Genomic DNA, 17,676 nt, shown 5'->3' with positions numbered 1-17,676 from the left:
CGATATGCGCGTTATGTACAAAAGGGGCGCTCGGCGTGTGTGTTCCGCCGGGCGCCCCTTCCGCCGTAGGCCCTAGTCCTCGCTCGGCGCCGCCGGGAGCTTCGCCTGGATGAGGTCCATGACCGTGGAGTCGGTCAGCGTGGTGACGTCACCGAGCTGGCGGTTCTCGGCGACGTCCCGCAGGAGCCGGCGCATGATCTTGCCGGAGCGGGTCTTCGGCAGCTCGGCCACCGGCAGGATCCGCTTCGGCTTGGCGATCGGGCCGAGCGTGGCGCCGACGTGGTCACGCAGCTCGCCGATCAGCTTGTCGTCCTCGGACGCCGTACCGCGCAGGATGACGAAGGCGACGATGGCCTGGCCGGTGGTCTCGTCGGCGGCACCGACGACGGCCGCCTCGGCGACCGACGGGTGCGAGACGAGCGCCGACTCCACCTCGGTGGTGGAGATGTTGTGCCCGGACACCAGCATGACGTCGTCCACCCGGCCCAGCAGCCAGATGTCCCCGTCGTCGTCCTTCTTCGCGCCGTCACCGGCGAAGTACTTGCCCTCGAACCGCGACCAGTAGGTGTCGATGAACCGCTGGTCGTCGCCCCAGATGGTGCGCAGCATCGACGGCCACGGCTCGGTGAGGACCAGGTAGCCACCGCCGCCGTTGGGCACCTCGTTCGCCTCGTCGTCGACGACGGTCGCGGAGATGCCGGGCAGCGCGCGCTGCGCCGAACCGGGCTTGGTCTCGGTCACGCCGGGCAGCGGCGAGATCATCATCGCGCCCGTCTCCGTCTGCCACCAGGTGTCCACGACCGGCGTCCTGTCGGCGCCGATGTGCTTGCGGTACCAGACCCACGCCTCGGGGTTGATCGGCTCACCCACCGAGCCGAGGATCCGCAGGGACGACAGGTCGAACTGCGCGGGGATGTCGTCGCCCCACTTCATGAACGTACGGATCGCGGTCGGCGCGGTGTAGAGGATCGTGACCCGGTACTTCTCCACGATCTCCCAGAACCGGCCCTGGTGCGGGGTGTCCGGGGTGCCCTCGTACATGACCTGCGTCGCGCCGTTGGCCAGCGGCCCGTACACGATGTACGAGTGCCCGGTGACCCAGCCGACGTCCGCCGTGCACCAGTAGACGTCCGTCTCCGGCTTGAGGTCGAACACCGCGTGGTGCGTGTACGCCGCCTGCGTCAGATAGCCGCCGGAGGTGTGCAGGATGCCCTTCGGCTTCCCCGTCGTACCGGAGGTGTACAGGATGAACAGCGGGTGCTCCGCCTCGAACGCCTCCGGGCTGTGCTCGGCGGACTGCCGCTCCACCAGCTCGTGCCACCAGACGTCCCGCTCGCTGTTCCAGGCGACCTCCTGGCCGGTACGGCGGACGACGAGCACGTGCTCCACGTTGTCCACCCGGTCGATCGCGTCGTCGACGGCCGGCTTGAGCGCGGAGGGCTTGCCGCGCCGGTAGCCGCCGTCGGCGGTGATGACGACCTTGGCGTCCGCGTCCTGGATCCGGGTGGCGAGCGCGTCGGCCGAGAAGCCGCCGAAGACGACCGAGTGCGCGGCGCCGATACGGGCGCAGGCCAGCATCGCGATCGCGGTCTCGGGGATCATGGGCATGTAGATCGCGACCCGGTCGCTCTTCTGGACGCCCAGCTCCAGCAGCGCGTTGGCGGCCCTGGAGACCTCGTCCTTCAGCTCCGCGTAGGTGATCGCGCGGCTGTCGCCGGGCTCGCCCTCGAAGTGGATGGCGACCCGGTCCCCGTGCCCGGCCTCGACATGCCGGTCCACGCAGTTGTACGCGATGTTCAGCTCGCCGTCCTCGAACCACTTCGCGAACGGCGGGTTCGACCAGTCCAGCGTCTGAGTCGGTTCCTTGGCCCAGGTCAGCCTGCGGGCCTGCTCGGCCCAGAAGCCGAGCCTGTCAGCCTTGGCCTGTTCGTACGCCTCTGCCGTGACGTTGGCGTGCGCGGCCAGGTCAGCCGGCGGCGCGAAGCGTCGCTCCTCCTTCAAGAGGTTGGCCAGGCTTTCGTTGCTCACGACATCTCCCTTTCCCAGGGTGTCCGTTGTGTCCCAGGCCACAGCTCATCAGACACGGGGGGCCGATGACAAGGGTCGACGGCAAAATTGGTTTAGACCTGTCTGATGGGTGGCCGCTCACACCGGACTGCGCACCTCCTCCACTGCTCTTCCGTCCTCTCTCCCGTCCTCCCTCACGTCCTCGAACACCTGGCCGTCCCCGGTCCCGCCGAGCAGATACGCCTGCGCCTCGCCCACGTGGAAGTACATCCCGTGCAGCTCCAGCTCCCCGGCCGCCAGAGCCCGCGCGACCGAGTCGTGCGCCCGCAGGTGCTCCAGCTGCTGGACCACGTTGGTCAGGCACAGCTGCTCCACCGCGTCGGCGGGTGCCCGCCGGGCCAGCCGGGGCCGGGCGCGGCGGTCGCCGGCCATCCGGGCCAGGCTCGGCAGCCCGTGCCTCAGCCACCGCTTCAGCGGGGTCTCCGGCTCACCGGGCTCGGCGGTCAGCAGCGCCTGCATCGCCCCGCACCCGGAGTGGCCGCACACCGTGATGGACCGGACCCCGAGCACCTCCACCGCGTACTCGATCGCGGCCGCCACCGAGTCGTCCCCGTGCTCCTCCCCCGGCGGCGGCACCAGGTTGCCGACGTTGCGGACGACGAACAGGTCACCGGGACCACTGGAGGTGATCATCGACGTGACGAGCCGGGAGTCGGCACAGGTGAGGAAGAGCTGCGCGGGCCGCTGCCCCTCCCGTGCCAGCCGTGCCAGCTCCGCCCGTACCAGCGGGGCGGTGTTGCGCTGGAACGAGCTGATGCCACGGGCCAGTTCATGGGATGCCGGGGCGGCGGGGGCCGACGGGGTCCCGGCGAAGCAGGCCTGGTGGTTGCGCCAGGGCGTCCAGGGCCGGCACCGGCACACCGCGGGTAGGGCCGGGTCGGCGGTCCGGACTCCGCTGCGCCGGCCCGCCAGCTCGGCGGAACCGCCCCGCGCGGTGTGGGCGCTCTGCCAGTCCTGCAGTGACTCGTACGCCGCGTGGTCCATGAACGACCCGTCCAACTCCACGACGGCGTGGGCGCCTTGGGGTACGAGATGCAGGGCTCTGCTGAGCCGGGGCACCGCGAGGAACGTCAGCTGGCCTCGTACTTGTACGTGATGGACTCCTTCCTTCTCCTCATGCGTGATACGGGTGCGGGCGAGGCGGTGCAGGGCGAGGGCGACCGCCACGGCGACCCCGAGGGCCACGCCCTCCAGGACACCGAGGAACACCACGCCGAGTGTGGTGGCGGCGTACACCAGCACTTCGCGGTGGCGGGTCACCGTGCGGATGTGGTGCAGGGACACCATCCGGATGCCGACGGCCATCACCAGGGCGGCGAGCGAGGCGAGCGGGATCTGCTCCAGGAGCGGGACCATCAGCAGCGCGGCGACTACTACGAAAACGCCGTGCAGCATCGTGGAGTTCCGGCTCACGGCACCTGAATTCACATTCGCCGAACTCCGCACGGCCACCCCCGCGACCGGCAGTCCGCCGAGTGCCCCGGAGACGATGTTGGCGGCGCCCTGGCCGAGCAGCTCACGGTCGAGGTCCGAGCGCCCGACATGGGCCTGGGGCCCGGTCCGGGCGGCGACCAGCTTGTCCACGGCGACCGCACCGAGCAGCGACTGCACGCTGCACACCAGGGTGGTGGTGAGCACGGCGGCGGCGATGCCGAGCACCGGGCCCTCGGGCAGCCCGGCCAGGGCGTGGCTGCTCCAGGACGGCAGGTCGACCCGGGGCAGGGTCAGCTCGGTCAGCGCGGCGGTGGCAGTGGCCCCGGCGACGGCGACCAGGGCGGCCGGGACCCTGCGCAGCAGGCGGCCGAGGCGGCCGGGGATGCGCGGCCAGGCCAGCAGCAGGGTCAGGGTCAGCACGCTCATCGTCACGGCGGCCGGGTGCAGGTCGGCCAACTGGGCGGGCAGGGCACGCAGGTTGGCGAGCACGGAGCTGTCGGGACTGCCGCCGAGGACGATGTGCAGCTGGGCCACGGCGATGGTGACGCCGATGCCGGCGAGCATGCCGTGCACCACGGCGGGGCTGACGGCGAGCGCACCGCGGGCCACGCGCAGGCAGCCGAGGCCCAGTTGGGCCAGTCCGGCGAGGACGGTGATGCCGCAGGTCGCCTGCCACCCGTAGCGGTGGATCAGGTCGGCGGTGACCACCGTGAGGCCGGCGGCGGGGCCGCTGACCTGCAGCGGGCTGCCGCCGAGCCGGCCGGCGACGAGCCCGCCGACGGCGGCGGCGACCAGGCCGGCCTGGAGCGGGGCGCCGGTGGCGAGGGCGATGCCGAGAGACAGGGGCAGGGCGATCAGGAAGACGGCGACGGACGCGGACAGGTCGGCGCCCGCGACGAGGAAGCGGCGGCGCGGGGCCTGTGGGGGGCTGTGGGGTGGGTGGGGGTGCTGGGTGCGAGGGGGTGCGCAGGCTGACATGGTCCCGTCTCCTCCGGGCGGCGCGGTCGCGGACTGGGGGGTTCCCCGCGGGTTGGGGGCTCGATCGCGGCCGTGGGGTCACGGCGTGCAGCGGCGGGATGAAATCAACGCTTAGTAAATGAACCGTAATGCAGAGTAAAGGTCATACATAGCTTTTCGGGGCAAATGGCGCATTAGGTCACTCCGATGGGTGAAGCGATCATTTCATCGGCTTGTCGTACTAATTCCTTCTCGGCCCCGTGCGACCTTGGCGGCGCTGTCGGTTCAACCCGGCAGATCACCACAAAACGCCCTCGTCAGCGTTGGGCTGAGAGAAGGAAGAAGGTGGGCGGAATATGGCCGCCACCCAAAGGATCGCCGCCGGCGCCGTGGCCGCCGCGGCCTGTGCCGCGTCGCTCGCCGGTTGCGCGAGTTCCAGCGGCACGAAGGAAGGGGCGTCCGGCCCGAGAAAGGGAGCGCCGGCGCCCAACAGCGTGCTCCGTCTGATCGGCGACGGGTCCACCGCGTTCACCGGTGCGCAACCGCACCTGCCCAGCCCCGAGCGGCTGAAGCCCGGTGAAAAGCCCCCGCAGTTCGTGGTGTTCTCCTGGGACGGCGCGGGTGAGGACAGCCAGAAGCTGTTCTCGCACTTCCGCAAGGTCGCCAAGGAGAACCACGCGACGATGACGTACTTCCTCAGCGGCGTGTACATGCTGCCGGAGGAGAAGCGCGACCTCTACCGCCCCCCGCAGCACTCGCCGGGCAGCTCTGAGATCGGCTTCAACGACGAGCAGGGCATCGCCGACACCCTCAAGCAGGTGCGGCTGGCCTGGCTGGAGGGCAACGAGATCGGCACCCACTTCAACGGCCACTTCTGCGGCCCCGACGGCGGGGTCGGCGAGTGGTCGGTGAAGGAGTGGAAGAGTGAGATCGCCCAGGCCAAGGAGTTCGTGAAGACCTGGAAGACCAACACCGCCATGAAGAACGCGGCCCCCCTGCCCTTCGACTACGACAAGGAGCTGATCGGCGCCCGCACCCCCTGCCTGGAAGGGCAGAAGAACTTCATGAAGGCGGCCCGCCAACTGGGCTTCCGCTACGACTCCAGCGGAGTCAACGACCAGGTCTGGCCCAAGAAGAGGGAGGGCCTGTGGGACGTGTCCATGCAGCTGGTCCCCTTCCCCGGGCACACCTATGAGCAGCTGACCATGGACTACAACTTCATGGTCAACCAGTCCGGCACGCAGACCCAGGGCGACCCCGACAAGTACGACTACTGGGGCGACCAGATGCGCGACGGCCTGCTCAAGGGCTTCTACCGGGCCTACGACGGCAACCGCGCGCCCCTGATCATCGGCAACCACTTCGAGTCCTGGAACGGCGGCACCTACATGCGGGCCATCGACGAGGTGGTGAAGGAGGTGTGCAACAAGTCCGAGGTGCGCTGCGTCTCCTTCCACCAGCTCGTCGACTGGCTGGACGCCCAGGATCCGCAGACGCTGGCGAAGCTGCGCACCCTGGAGGTGGGCGAGGCGCCCCGGCAGGGCTGGGCGTCCTTCCTCTCCAGCCACCCGGCTCCGGCGCCGAAGGGAGTCCCCGGGGCGCCGGCGGTCAAGCAGTAGACGTCAGACGGGAGTTGCCACACTCTCGCCGAGCATGAACCCGGGGTCGACCTGCGCCGCCAGGTCGACCCCGGTGCGCTCGTTGCCCCACGCCTCGGCGTTCTTCAGGTGGAAGTGCACCATCTGGCGTGTGTAGCGCTCCCAGTCGCGCAGCTCGTACGTGGCGTCGGCGGCGGCCCGGAGGGTGCGCAGGGCACGGGAGTTGTCCTCCTCCAGGAGGTCGAACCGGGGCGGACGGCCCTTCTCCATCGCGCGCACCCAGTCGGAGTGCCCGACCGTCACGAGCAGGTCGTCCCCGACCTCCGCGCGCAGGAAGTCGATGTCGTCCGGTGCCTGGATCTTGTTGCCCACGACCTTCAGGGCGACGCCGAAGTCGCGGGCGTACTCCTTGTACTGGCGGTAGACGGAGACCCCCTTCCGGGTCGGCTCGGCGACGAGGAACGTCATGTCGAAGCGGGTGAACATGCCGGAGGCGAAGGAGTCCGAACCCGCCGTCATGTCGACCACGACGTACTCGTCGGGGCCGTCGACGAGGTGGTTCAGGAACAGCTCCACCGCTCCCGTCTTGGAGTGGTAGCAGGCGACCCCCAGGTCGGCGTCCGTGAAGGGGCCCGTGACCATCAAACGGGCGGCGCCGCCGTCGAGTTCCACCGGGCGCGCGCAGGCGTCGTACACCGGGTTGGGCTCCCGCACCCGGACCAGCCGCGAGCCCTCGCCGGGCGGGGTCGTCTTGATCATCGTCGCGGCGGAGGAGATGCGCGGGTTGGAGCCGCGCAGGTGGTCCTTGATCAGGGACAGCCGTTCGCCCATGGCGGGCAGCGCGGCCGCTGCCGCCTCCTCCAGGCCGAGCGCGGGGCCGAGGTGCTGGTTGATGTCCGCGTCGATGGCGACCACCGGGGCGCCGGAGGCCACCAGATGGCGGATGAAGAGGGAGGAGAGCGTGGTCTTGCCGCTGCCGCCCTTCCCGACGAAAGCAATTTTCATGTTCACCAAGGGTAGTCAGCTGATAGCTGTATGTGTCAGTCGGAGTGAAGAAGACCACTCCTTCGTGGGGTGAGGGGGAGGTGTGCGTAATGTCGTACTCATGAGTACGACAGGCGCGACCGCCGATCCGCTCGCGGCCCTGGGCTCGCTGCCCGGTGTGGCCGAGTCCGTGGAATCCGTGCGCAAGGCCGTGGACCGGGTCTACGGACACCGGGTCATGCGGCGCCGCAGCAACGAGATCACCTCCGAGGCCGCGCTGCGCGGCGCCCGCGGTTCGGCGGCGCTGTCCGGTGCGGACTGGGCCCTGGAGGAGGTGCGGCGGCGCACCGACTTCAGCGTCGACGCCGAGGCGCACGTCATGGGCGCGGCGCTGCGGCTGACGGCCGAGGCGGGGCAGCTGCTGTCCATCTGGCGGCAGACACCCCTCAGGGTGCTGGCCCGGCTGCATCTGGTGGCCGCCGCGGACAAGGGTGACGAGGTCGGCCGGCCGCGCCAGGCGGGCGAGCCGGTCGACGAGCCGCTGATCGAGCTGCCGCTGCCGGACGCCCGGGAGGTGTCCGGCCGGCTGGAGGGCCTGGCGGACCTGATCGTCGCGGGGACCTCCGCTCCCGCGCTGGTGACGGCTGCCGTGGTGCACGGCGAACTGCTCGCGCTGCGGCCCTTCACCTCGCACAACGGCCTGGTCGCGCGCGCGGCCGAGCGGATCGTCCTGATCGGCAGCGGTCTCGACCCGAAGGCGATCTGCCCGGCCGAGGTGGGCCACGCCGAACTGGGCCGCGCCGCCTACCTCGCCGCGCTGGACGGGTACGTCTCCGGCACCCCCGAGGGCGTGGCGGCCTGGATCGCCCACTGCGGCCGGGCGGTCGAGCTGGGCGTACGCGAGTCCACCGCGGTGTGCGAGGCGCTGCAGCGTGGGGCGGCCTGAGGGAACTCCCCGGACACGGGTTGCGGCGGTACGAGAACTCGTACCGCCGCTGGCATGTTCACCCGGTTACCAGGCGTCCTCGATATGTGCCCATCAGGTCGGGAACTTTGCCCGTCACCTGGTGCGGCTGGCCCGTAATCGACGGGTCGACGTCGCGTGGGTGCCCAGTGTTCATGCAAGGGTCCGTGGGGCCATGTGCGTAGCGTCAGGGAATCCTCTCGGATGGCCTTTGGTCTCGCGGGCCTAAATCCTTTCTACTGCAAGCGGGGAGTGAGCGGAACCCTCGCCTGCACTTCTTTACTTTCAGTATCAAACAGGGCAAATGGGTTACGAGGCGATGCTGCGGCGTCGGCTGGCGTACCAGACGAGGCCTGCGGTCGCGGCCGCCGCTCCTATGGCCGCCGCCGCGACCAGGGCCGGACGCGGCGGTACGGAGAGCGTGGGGAGCCGCTGCTTGAGCCGGACCGGCCGGCGGAACTCCAGGACCGGCCATCCGCGCGCGAGGGCCTCGCGGCGCAGTGCGCGGTCCGGGTTCACGGCGTGCGCGTGCCCGACCGCCTGGAGCATGGGCAGATCGGTCGCGGAGTCGCTGTAGGCGTAGCAGCGGTCGAGGTCGTACCCCTCGGACGCGGCCAGCTCCCTGATCGCCTCGGCCTTGGTCGGGCCGTAGGCGTAGTACTCGACCTCCCCGGTGAAGCAGCCGTCCTCACCGACGACCATGCGCGTGGCCACCACCCGGTCGGCGCCGAGCAGCTCGCCGATCGGCTCGACCACCTCGGCGCCCGAGGTGGACACGATCACGACGTCGCGGCCGGCCGTGTGGTGCTCCTCGATGAGGGAGGCGGCCTCGTCGTAGATGATCGGGTCGATCAGGTCGTGCAGCGTCTCGGCGACGATCTCCTTCACCTGCTGGACGTTCCAGCCGCGGCACAGTGCGGACAGGTACTCGCGCATGCGCTCCATCTGGTCGTGGTCGAGGCCGCCGACCAGGAAGACGAACTGGGCGTATGCGGTACGCAGTGCGGCCCTGCGGTTGATCAGACCGCCCTGGTAGAACGACTTGCTGAAGGTGAGCGCGCTCGACTTCGCAATGACCGTCTTGTCCAGGTCAAAGAAGGCTGCTGCGCGGGGCAAGGAGTGGTTTTCCACGCCCCTGAGCATAGGCGCCCACCATTCGGCGTAAGGTGGGACGCGTGGGTTTGCCTGAGAGGGCTCTCGGGTACACCATGGAAGTCACGGATCGTTCGCGACCGTGCTAACCCGGTCCGGCTCCTCCCCCCCCGAGTCGGCCGTGGAGACGACCCCCACTCTCCCCCCCGGTGGGGGTCGTCGCATGTCCGGGCGGGTTTTCTTCCTTCTTCAACGGTCGCGGGACCGGTAGCGGGCGGCATGGGCCGCCCCTTCGTCATGCCCGCGTTTCGTTACTCGCGGTAATCGCAGCGCTGCTCTGTGGAAGTCGCACAGGGGCCAGTACAGGGGTCACCGGTATGGGTGACGGCGATATTCACAACCACTGAGTTGTCCACGGTTTTCGACCAAGATCCACACGATTTCCCGGTTCGCTGCACCGTGATTCCTGCGCGCTCCGACCGCGGCGAGTTCATGGCCGGTTCTGATTGCCGGGGCGTGTATGGCCGGTTCCTATCGGCCGTTCATATGGAGGCCGGTTGCCGGTTCTTCACATCTTTGGGAATCGCGGGGCCGCAGAGGCTGCGCGGAAGACACAGCGAAGGGGGAGCACACGTGTCCGGAACCGTCACCCATGACCCGCCGCCCGCCACCGGAGGCCGGCCGGGACGGCCGCTCATCGTCACCGAGGACGCCGAACTGCTCGACGATCTGCTGCGCCTGTGCGCGGCCGCGGGCGCCACACCGGAGGTCCACCCCGGCGTGCCGGACCACGGAGGTGGCTGGGAAGCGGCCCCGCTCGTCCTGGTCGGCGACGACGCCGCCCGCCAGGTGCGCGGTGGCGCGCGCCGGCGCGGTGTGGTGCTGGTCGGCCGCGACCAGGACGACTCCGGGGTGTGGAAAAGGGCCGTCCAGATCGGCGCCGACCACGTCCTGATGCTGCCCGACGGCGAGCAGTGGCTGGTCGACCGGATCGCCGACGTCGCCGAGGGCGTCGGCCGCCCGGCCCTCACCGTCGGGGTCATCGGCGGCCGGGGCGGGGCCGGCGCGTCCACGCTGGCGTGCGCGCTCGCCGTCACCTCCGCGCGCGAGGGACTGCGCACCCTGCTCGTGGACGCCGATCCTCTGGGTGGCGGACTCGACGTCCTCCTCGGCGGCGAGAGCGCCGAGGGACTGCGCTGGCCCGCCTTCGCCGCCTCGCGCGGCCGGGTCGGCGGCGGCGCCCTGGAGGAGTCGCTGCCCCAGCTGCACTCCTTGCGCGTACTCAGCTGGGATCGCGGCGACTGCGTCGCGATCCCGCCCCAGGCCGTGCGCGCGGTGCTCGCCGCCGCCCGGCGGCGCGGCGGCACGGTCGTGGTCGACCTCCCGCGCCGCCTGGACGACGGGGTCGCCGAAGCCCTCGCCCAACTCGATCTGGCGCTCCTGGTCGTCCCGGCCGAACTGCGCGCGGTCGCGGCAGCGGGCCGGGTGGCCTCGGCGGTCGGCATGGTCGTACGGGACCTGCGCGTGGCGGTCCGTGGGCCGTACGCACCCGGCCTGGACGACCGCGAGGTGTCCCGGCTGCTCGGCCTGCCCCTGGCCGGCGAGGTGCCCGTCGAACCGGCGCTGCTGCGCCCCCGGGGAACCGCGAAACCGCCCGGCGCGACCGGACGCGGCCCCATGGCCCGCTTCTGCACCACCTTCTGGGAACAGGCGCTGGTCGAGGCGGGAGGCCCGCGATGACGCTCCCCGGGCTGGACCGGGCCGACGGCGCGGCCCTGCTCGACGGAGTCCGCCGCCGGCTGGCCGAGAGCGGCGCCGAACCCACCCCCGCGCGCGTGGCCCAGGCACTGCGCGAACAGGGCCGGGTACTGGGCGACGCCGAAGTGCTCGGCGCGGCCGAGCAGTTGCGGTCCGAACTCGTCGGCACCGGCCCCTTGGAGCCGCTGCTCGCCGACCCGGGCGTCACCGACGTCCTGGTGTCCGCCCCGGACCGGGTGTGGGTGGATCGCGGTGGCGGACTGGAGCGGGCCCCGGTGACCTTCCCCGACGCGGCCGCCGTACGACGCCTCGCGCAGCGGCTGGCAGCCGTGGCCGGACGCCGGCTGGACGACGCGAAGCCCTGGGCGGACGCCCGGCTGCCCGACGGGACCCGGCTCCACGCGGTACTGCCTCCGGTGGCCGTCGGCTGCACCTGTCTGTCCCTGCGGGTGGTGCGGCCCCGGGCGTTCACCCTCGAGGAACTGGTCGAGGCGGGCACCGTGCCGCCCGGCGGGGACCGGATCCTGCGGGCACTGCTGGCGGCCCGGCTGTCCTTCCTCGTCAGCGGGGGCACCGGCAGTGGCAAGACGACCCTGCTGAGCGCCCTGCTCGGCCTCGTCGGGCCCGGTGAGCGGATCGTGCTCGCCGAGGACTCGGCCGAGCTGCGACCGGAACACCCGCACGTCGTACGGCTGGAGACCCGGCCGGCGAACCAGGAGGGCGCCGGCCTGGTCACCCTGGAGGACCTCGTCCGGCAGGCGCTGCGGATGCGGCCCGACCGGCTGGTCGTGGGTGAGGTGCGCGGCCCCGAGGTGGTCCATCTGCTGGCCGCGCTCAACACCGGCCACGAGGGCGGCTGCGGCACCGTGCACGCCAACACGGCCACCGACGTACCGGCCCGCCTGGAGGCGCTCGGGACGGCGGCCGGGCTCGACCGGGCCGCGCTGCACAGCCAGTTGGCGGCCGCGCTGTCGGTGGTGCTCCACCTCGTGCGGGACAGGTGCGGGCGGCGCCGGATCGCCGAGGTGCACGTGCTGGAGCGGGATGCCTCGGGGCTGGTGCGGACCGTACCGGCACTGCGGTGGGGCGCGCGGGCCTTCGCCCGGGAACGCGGCTGGGAGCGGCTGCGGGAGCTGCTGCGCGGTGAGTTCGGGAGCGAGAGGAGCGACGGAAGTGAGCACTGAGATGTCCATGGGCGCGGCGGCGGCCTGCGCCGGGGCGGCGGTCTGGCTGCTGGGCGGACGGCACTACGGGATGCGGCGGGCGCGGCTGCTGCTGGCCGGCGGCGGAGTGGTGGAGGCCGGTCCGCCCTCGTGGGAGCAGGCCGTGGCCGAACTGCGGCGGCTGCGCGGGAGGGTGGGCGCCGAGTGGTGGTCACTCGCGGCCGGGCTGCTGCTCGCGCTGCTGGGTGCCTCGGTGATTCCGGCCGTCGCGGGGGCGGCCGGGGTGCCGGTGCTGCGCCGGATGCGGCTGGCCCGGCAGGCCGGGCGGGCCCGGGAAGGTCGCGCGGATGCGGTGATCGGCCTGTGCGGGGCGCTCGCCGGGGAGGTGCGTGCGGGGCGGCAGCCCGCAGAGGCACTGCTGTGGGCCGCGCGGGACTCCGGCGGGCTCGGGGACGCGCAGGCGGCCGTGGTCGCGGCGGCGCGGTTCGGCGGGGACGTGCCGGGCGCGCTGGCCGTCGCGGCTCGCCAGCCGGGTGCCGAGGGACTGCTGGGGCTCGCCGCCTGCTGGCGGGTGGCCGTGGACCAGGGCGCCGGACTCGCCGCCGGCCTCGACCGGCTCGACGCGGCCCTGCGTGCCGAACGGGACCAGCGTGCCGACCTGCGTGCCCAGTTGGCGGGCGCCCGGGCGACGGCACTGATGCTCGCCGCGCTGCCCGTCCTCGGGCTGCTGCTCGGCTCGGCCATGGGTGCCGATCCGCTGCGGGTGCTGCTGCACAGCGGGGCCGGGCTGGGCTGCCTGGTGGCCGGGGCGGTGTTCGAGGGCGCCGGGATGTGGTGGGCGGCGCGGATCGTACGGGGAGCTGAGGCGGTATGAGCGGAGAAGTCGTCCACAGGCTGGGGACGGCCACGGCCGTCGTGCTGGCCCTCGGCTGGGCGGTCCTGCGGCTGGACATGACCCGGCGCCGCCGTCGGGCGCGGCGTCGGGTGGCCGAACTGCTGGCCCTGGAGACGGCCGCGTCCGGGCCGTCCTTCGAGGCCGGCGCGGCGGTACGGCGGTGGCTGCCGGTGGCCGGAGCGGTGTGCGGTGCGTGGGTGCTGGTCGGCGGGGTCGCCGGTGCGGTCGTGGGGCTCGGTGTCGCCGCGGGACTGTGGCGATGGCGGCGCCGGCAGGCGCAGGCGGGCCCGGCGGAGGAGATCGACACGGGCCTGGCCGCCCGCCAACTCCCGCTCGCCGCCGACCTGCTGGCGGCCTGCATCGCGGCCGGCGCCGGTCCGGTGATCGCCGCGCAGGCGGTGGGAGAGGCCCTCGGTGGACCCGTCGGGGACGCCCTGGCGTGGGGTGCGGCGGAGGTACGGCTCGGTGGCGAACCGGGCGACGCCTGGCGGCGGTTGGCCGCGCTGCCCGGCGCCGGGGCCCTGGCCCGGCTGCTGGAGCGGGCCGACGAGTCGGGGCTGCCCGCGGCGGCGCCCGTCGCCCGCCTCGCCTCGGACGCGCGCGGGGAGTGGGCTCGCGATGCCACGGCCCGGGCCCGCCGGGCGGCCGTCATGGTCTCCGCGCCGGTGGGGCTGTGCTTCCTGCCCGCGTTCATCGCGATCGGCGTGCTGCCCGTGGTGATCGGGCTGGCGGGCGGAGTGGTGGGAGGGGGCGGGGGCTGACGAGGCGGCGACGAGCACGGGTGAGTCGGACATCGGACAACAGAGCTGGAACGAGAGGAGTTTGAGGTGCGGAACCTCAAGGTGTGGGACAGGGCCGGAAAGCTGTGGGTGCGCCTGCGGGAGCGGTGCCGCGGGGACGCGGGAATGGTGACCTCCGAGTACGCGATGGGGATCATCGCGGCGGTCGGGTTCGCCTTGCTGCTCTACGAGGTCGTCACCAGCGGCCAGGTCAAGGCGGAGCTGCAGGCCATCGTGAAGCGAGCCCTCAGTGCGCGGATGTGAGCGAGGGGTGGACCGGGGGTTCGTGACCGCGGAGTCGGCCATGGTGCTGTCCGTGCTGGTGGCGTTCACCATGGCGCTGGTCTGGGCGTTGCTCGTGGTGGCGGCGCAGATCCAGTGCGTGGACGCCGCCCGCACGGGCGCCCGGGCCGCCGCCCGGCAGGACCCGCCCGACGCCGTGGTGGAGGTGACCCGGGAGGCGGCCCCGCGTGGGGCGCGGGTGACGGTCGGCCGGGAGAACGACCAGGTCCGGGTGACGGTGGTGGCCAAGCCGCCGCTGCTGACCGGGGTGCCGTTCGAGGTGCGGGAGGAGGCCGTGGCGCTGGCGGAGGAGACCGTTGGGGCGGGCCAGGGCCAGGGTCAGGGCCCTGGCCCGGGTGCGGCGGCGGGGACGGGGGAGGTGGGGCGATGACGCGCCGGCCTCGCGATGGCTGTGCGGGCCTGAGAGGTGGGGCCGTGGATCGCGGCCCTGGCTGCGGGGACTTGGGTGGTGCGGCCGTGGATCGCCGCCGTGGTCACGGGGACTTGGGAGGTGGGGCTGTGGATCGCTGCCTCGGTCACGGGGACCTGGGAGGTGCGGCCGTGGATCGCAGTCCTGACCCCGGGGACCTGGGAGTTGGAGCCATGGATCGCCACCCCAGCCCCGCGGACCTGGGAGGTGGGCCATGAAGTGCCGTCGGCGAGAGCTTCGGTACTCGGATCGTGGGTCCGCCACCGTCTGGAGCCTCGGGGCGATTGCCGTGCTCTGTGTGGTCTTCGGTGCCGTGCTCGCCCTCGGGCAGGCCGTGGTCGTGCGGCATCGGGCGGCGGGCGGTGCGGATCTGGCGGCGCTCGCGGCGGCGGACCACTGGGCCGAGGGCGGTGCGGAGGCCTGTGCCCGAGCGGAGCGGGTGGCGGCCGCTCAGGGGGCCCGGTTGGTGCGGTGCGCGATCGTGGGCGAGACCTCGGACGTGACGGCGGCGTCGGGACGGGGGCCGTTCGCGGCGGAGGTCAGGGCCAGAGCGGGGCCGGCGGGGCCGGAGCCGCCAGGACCGGTGCCGTCCGCCCTGCGGTGAGGCACCTGACCCGGCCGCGGGTGAGGTACCTGCCCCAGGACGCGGGTGAGGCACCTGCTCCGGCCGCGGATCAGGCACTCGCCCCGGCCGCAGGTCAGGTACCTGCCCCAGACGCCGCGCCCCTCAGCCCTCGTCCGGCTTCTCCTCCGGCGCCCCTCGCAACAGCACCGTGAGGAGCCGTACGGCCCCCCGCTTGTGCAGCGGATCGTTGCCGTTGCCGCACTTGGGGGACTGGATGCAGGACGGGCAGCCGGACTCGCACTCGCAGCAGGCGATGGCCTCCCGGGTGGCGGCGAGCCAGGCGCGGGCGGTGTGGAAGGCGCGCTCGGCGAAGCCCGCTCCGCCGGGGTGGCCGTCGTAGACGAAGACCGTGGGCAGGAGCGTGTCGGGGTGGAGCGGCACCGACACGCCGCCGATGTCCCAGCGGTCGCAGGTCGCGAAGAGGGGCAGCATGCCGATCGAGGCGTGCTCGGCGGCGTGCAGGGAGCCGCCGAGGATCTCCGGGTTGATCCGGGCCTCGTCGAGCTGGTCCTCGGTGACCGTCCACCACACCGCGCGCGTGCGCAGCGTACGAGGAGGGAGGTCGAGTTTCGTCTCGCCCAGCACTTCGCCCGTGATGAGTCGTCTGCGAAGGAAGGAGACCACCTGGTTGGTGACTTCGACGGAGCCGTAGCAGAGGCGGCCGGCGCCCCAGGGCACCTCGATGTCCGTCTCCAGGACGGAGATGGACGTGGTGTCGCGGGCGACCGTCGAGTACGGCGGATCGGCCTGCTCGACCAGGGCGACCGAGTCCTCCAGGTCGAGGGAACGGACGAGGTAGGTGCGGCCCTGGTGCAGGTGCACGGCGCCCTCGTGGACCGTGGAGTGGGCGGCGGCCGCGTCCACCGTGCCGAGCAGCCGCCCCGTGCCCTCCTCGACGACCTGCACGGGCCGCCCGCCCGCGCCCCGGATGTCGGTCAGGTCGGCGGCCCGCTCCCGGCGCGTCCAGTGCCAGGCCTTCGTCCGGCGGCGCAGCAGCTTCGCGGCCTCCAGCTGCGGCAGCAGCTCTTCGCACGCGGGGCCGAAGAGGTCCAGGTCCTCCTCGGTCAGCGGGATCTCCGCGGCGGCGGCGCACAGGTGCGGGGCGAGGACGTAGGGGTTGTCGGGGTCGAGGACCGTGGATTCGACCGGTTGGTCGAACAGGGCCTCCGGATGGTGGACGAGGAAGGTGTCCAGCGGGTCGTCGCGGGCCACCAGCACCGCCAGGGCGCCCTGCCCGGAGCGGCCCGCGCGGCCCGCCTGCTGCCACAGGGACGCCCGCGTGCCCGGGTACCCGGCGATCACCACCGCGTCCAGCCCCGAGACGTCCACGCCCAGTTCCAGGGCCGTCGTGGCGGCGAGGCCGAGGAGTTCGCCGGAGTGCAGGGCGCGTTCGAGGGCGCGGCGCTCCTCGGGGAGGTAGCCACCGCGGTAGGCCGCGACACGCCGGACCAGGGAGCGGTCGACCTCGGCGAGCCGCTCCTGGGCGATCACCGAGATCAGCTCGGCGCCACGCCGGGAGCGCACGAAGGCCACGGAGCGCACGCCCTGCACGGTGAGGTCGGTGAGCAGGTCGGCGGTCTCGGCGGTGGCGGTACGCCGGACGGGCGCGCCCTTCTCGCCGTGCAGCTCGGTGAGCGGGGGCTCCCAGAGGGCGAAGACGAGTTCCCCGCGCGGGGAGGCGTCGTCGGCGACCTCGACCACCGGCAGGCCGGTCAGCCGGCGGGCGGCGACGGCGGGCTCGGCGGCGGTCGCGGAGGCCAGCAGGAAGACGGGCGAGGCGCCGTAGCGGGCGCACAGGCGGCGCAGGCGGCGCAGCACCTGGGCGACGTGCGAGCCGAAGACGCCCCGGTAGGTGTGGCACTCGTCGATGACGACGTACTTGAGCGACTTCAGGAAGGAGGACCAGCGGGGGTGGGACGGCAATATGCCCCGGTGCAGCATGTCGGGGTTGGTGAGGACGTAGTTCGCGTACTGGCGGATCCACTCGCGTTCCTCGAACGGCGTGTCGCCGTCGTACACGGCCGGGCGTACCGAGGTGCCCAGCGGTTGTGAAAGTTCCTTCACCGACCGGCACTGGTCCGCCGCGAGCGCCTTGGTGGGCGCGAGGTAGAGGGCGGTGGCGCCGCGGCCGTTGGGGGCCTCGGAGCCGTCCAGGAGGGCGGACAGGACGGGCACGAGGTAGGCGAGGGACTTCCCGGAGGCGGTGCCGGTGGCGACGACCACCGAGTCGCCGTCCAGGGCGTGCTCGGCGGCCAGCGCCTGGTGGGCCCAGGGGTGCTCGATGCCGCACGCCTGCACGGCCGCGATCACTTCCGAGCGAATCCGATCAGGCCAGACGGCATGCCGACCCGCGCGCGGGGGCAAGTGCTCCGTATGAGTGATGCGCGCGGAGCGGCTCGGCCCGGAGGCGAGCCGGTCCAGAACGGTGCCCGGAGACGGGCGGGACGCCGGGTCCGCCAGGGGTCGATCGGATCGGTGATTCTTGGCCATCGGCACCGAGTGTGTCACTGGCGTAGCGGACAATGGAGCCAAGGCGTCGTGCACGCCTGCCGGTAAGTGATTGAATGCCATCGCGGCTGGCGTTGCGTCCCGGGGGCCGCAAGCCGAGGTGTCCCGAGGGGCGACCGCTCGATAGCAAGGTGCTGGAG

General features: G+C 72.5%; 14 protein-coding genes. 9 read left to right on the top strand and 5 right to left on the bottom strand.

Annotated features, from left to right (window positions below):
• Nucleotides 1-72: 72 nt before the first annotated feature.
• Complete coding sequence (gene acs / locus CRP49_RS11020) at nucleotides 73-2,028, bottom strand: acetate--CoA ligase (RefSeq protein ID WP_097253211.1); 1,956 nt, start codon at nucleotides 2,026-2,028, stop codon at nucleotides 73-75.
• Nucleotides 2,029-2,145: 117 nt separating this feature from the next.
• Entirely contained in the window at nucleotides 2,146-4,479 is a 2,334-nt protein-coding gene (locus CRP49_RS11015; protein ID WP_097253210.1) for a bifunctional SulP family inorganic anion transporter/carbonic anhydrase, read from the bottom strand.
• Between the two features lie 335 nt (nucleotides 4,480-4,814).
• On the opposite strand from CRP49_RS11015, the gene CRP49_RS11010 reads away from it, so the two are divergent.
• Nucleotides 4,815-6,077 (top strand): hypothetical protein, encoded by a 1,263-nt coding sequence (locus CRP49_RS11010; protein WP_097253209.1) that lies wholly within the window; start codon nucleotides 4,815-4,817, stop codon nucleotides 6,075-6,077.
• A gap of 3 nt (nucleotides 6,078-6,080) precedes the next feature.
• Here CRP49_RS11010 and CRP49_RS11005 read toward each other — a convergent pair whose 3' ends face one another.
• Nucleotides 6,081-7,061, bottom strand: a complete 981-nt coding sequence (locus tag CRP49_RS11005) for an ATP-binding protein (RefSeq protein ID WP_179851578.1) — start codon at nucleotides 7,059-7,061, stop codon at nucleotides 6,081-6,083.
• A 100-nt stretch (nucleotides 7,062-7,161) separates the two neighbouring features.
• Here CRP49_RS11005 and CRP49_RS11000 point away from each other — a divergent pair, with 100 nt between their 5' ends.
• Nucleotides 7,162-7,986 (top strand): Fic family protein, encoded by an 825-nt coding sequence (locus tag CRP49_RS11000; RefSeq protein ID WP_097253207.1) that lies wholly within the window; start codon nucleotides 7,162-7,164, stop codon nucleotides 7,984-7,986.
• A 327-nt stretch (nucleotides 7,987-8,313) separates the two neighbouring features.
• Here the strand turns inward: CRP49_RS11000 and CRP49_RS10995 are convergent, their stop codons facing one another.
• Nucleotides 8,314-9,147 carry an HAD family phosphatase gene (locus CRP49_RS10995; protein ID WP_097253206.1) on the bottom strand — a complete coding sequence of 278 codons (834 nt, stop codon included), beginning with the start codon at nucleotides 9,145-9,147 and terminating at the stop codon, nucleotides 8,314-8,316.
• Between the two features lie 582 nt (nucleotides 9,148-9,729).
• Between CRP49_RS10995 and ssd the strand changes: the two genes are divergently transcribed.
• From ssd to CRP49_RS10960, 7 genes are all read left to right on the top strand, one after another.
• Nucleotides 9,730-10,836, top strand: coding sequence for a septum site-determining protein Ssd (gene ssd / locus CRP49_RS10990; protein WP_097253205.1), 1,107 nt, complete (start codon nucleotides 9,730-9,732; stop codon nucleotides 10,834-10,836).
• Nucleotides 10,833-12,038 carry a TadA family conjugal transfer-associated ATPase gene (locus tag CRP49_RS10985; RefSeq protein ID WP_097253204.1) on the top strand — a complete coding sequence of 402 codons (1,206 nt, stop codon included), beginning with the start codon at nucleotides 10,833-10,835 and terminating at the stop codon, nucleotides 12,036-12,038. Before ssd ends, CRP49_RS10985 begins: the two co-directional genes overlap by 4 nt.
• Before the next feature lie 7 nt (nucleotides 12,039-12,045).
• Nucleotides 12,046-12,891 carry a type II secretion system F family protein gene (locus CRP49_RS10980; RefSeq protein WP_257033660.1) on the top strand — a complete coding sequence of 282 codons (846 nt, stop codon included), beginning with the start codon at nucleotides 12,046-12,048 and terminating at the stop codon, nucleotides 12,889-12,891.
• Nucleotides 12,888-13,673 (top strand): type II secretion system F family protein, encoded by a 786-nt coding sequence (locus CRP49_RS10975; protein WP_097253202.1) that lies wholly within the window; start codon nucleotides 12,888-12,890, stop codon nucleotides 13,671-13,673. The genes CRP49_RS10980 and CRP49_RS10975 overlap by 4 nt, the downstream gene beginning before the upstream one ends.
• Before the next feature lie 81 nt (nucleotides 13,674-13,754).
• A complete protein-coding gene (locus tag CRP49_RS10970; protein ID WP_094218443.1) occupies nucleotides 13,755-13,955 on the top strand; it encodes a DUF4244 domain-containing protein in 201 nt (66 codons plus the stop codon).
• 22 nt (nucleotides 13,956-13,977) lie between these two features.
• Nucleotides 13,978-14,364 carry a TadE family type IV pilus minor pilin gene (locus tag CRP49_RS10965; RefSeq protein WP_373560340.1) on the top strand — a complete coding sequence of 129 codons (387 nt, stop codon included), beginning with the start codon at nucleotides 13,978-13,980 and terminating at the stop codon, nucleotides 14,362-14,364.
• A 253-nt stretch (nucleotides 14,365-14,617) separates the two neighbouring features.
• Nucleotides 14,618-15,007, top strand: coding sequence for an Rv3654c family TadE-like protein (locus CRP49_RS10960; RefSeq protein WP_097253200.1), 390 nt, complete (start codon nucleotides 14,618-14,620; stop codon nucleotides 15,005-15,007).
• A gap of 123 nt (nucleotides 15,008-15,130) precedes the next feature.
• Here the strand turns inward: CRP49_RS10960 and CRP49_RS10955 are convergent, their stop codons facing one another.
• Complete coding sequence (locus CRP49_RS10955) at nucleotides 15,131-17,599, bottom strand: DEAD/DEAH box helicase (RefSeq protein WP_179851577.1); 2,469 nt, start codon at nucleotides 17,597-17,599, stop codon at nucleotides 15,131-15,133.
• Nucleotides 17,600-17,676 lie beyond the last annotated feature (77 nt).

The organism is Streptomyces sp. Ag109_G2-15, assembly GCF_900215565.1.
In the GTDB taxonomy this organism is placed as follows: domain Bacteria; phylum Actinomycetota; class Actinomycetes; order Streptomycetales; family Streptomycetaceae; genus Streptomyces; species Streptomyces diastatochromogenes.
Note: the sequence above shows the minus strand (reverse complement) of the source record. Positions and strands in the feature narration are given on the sequence as shown.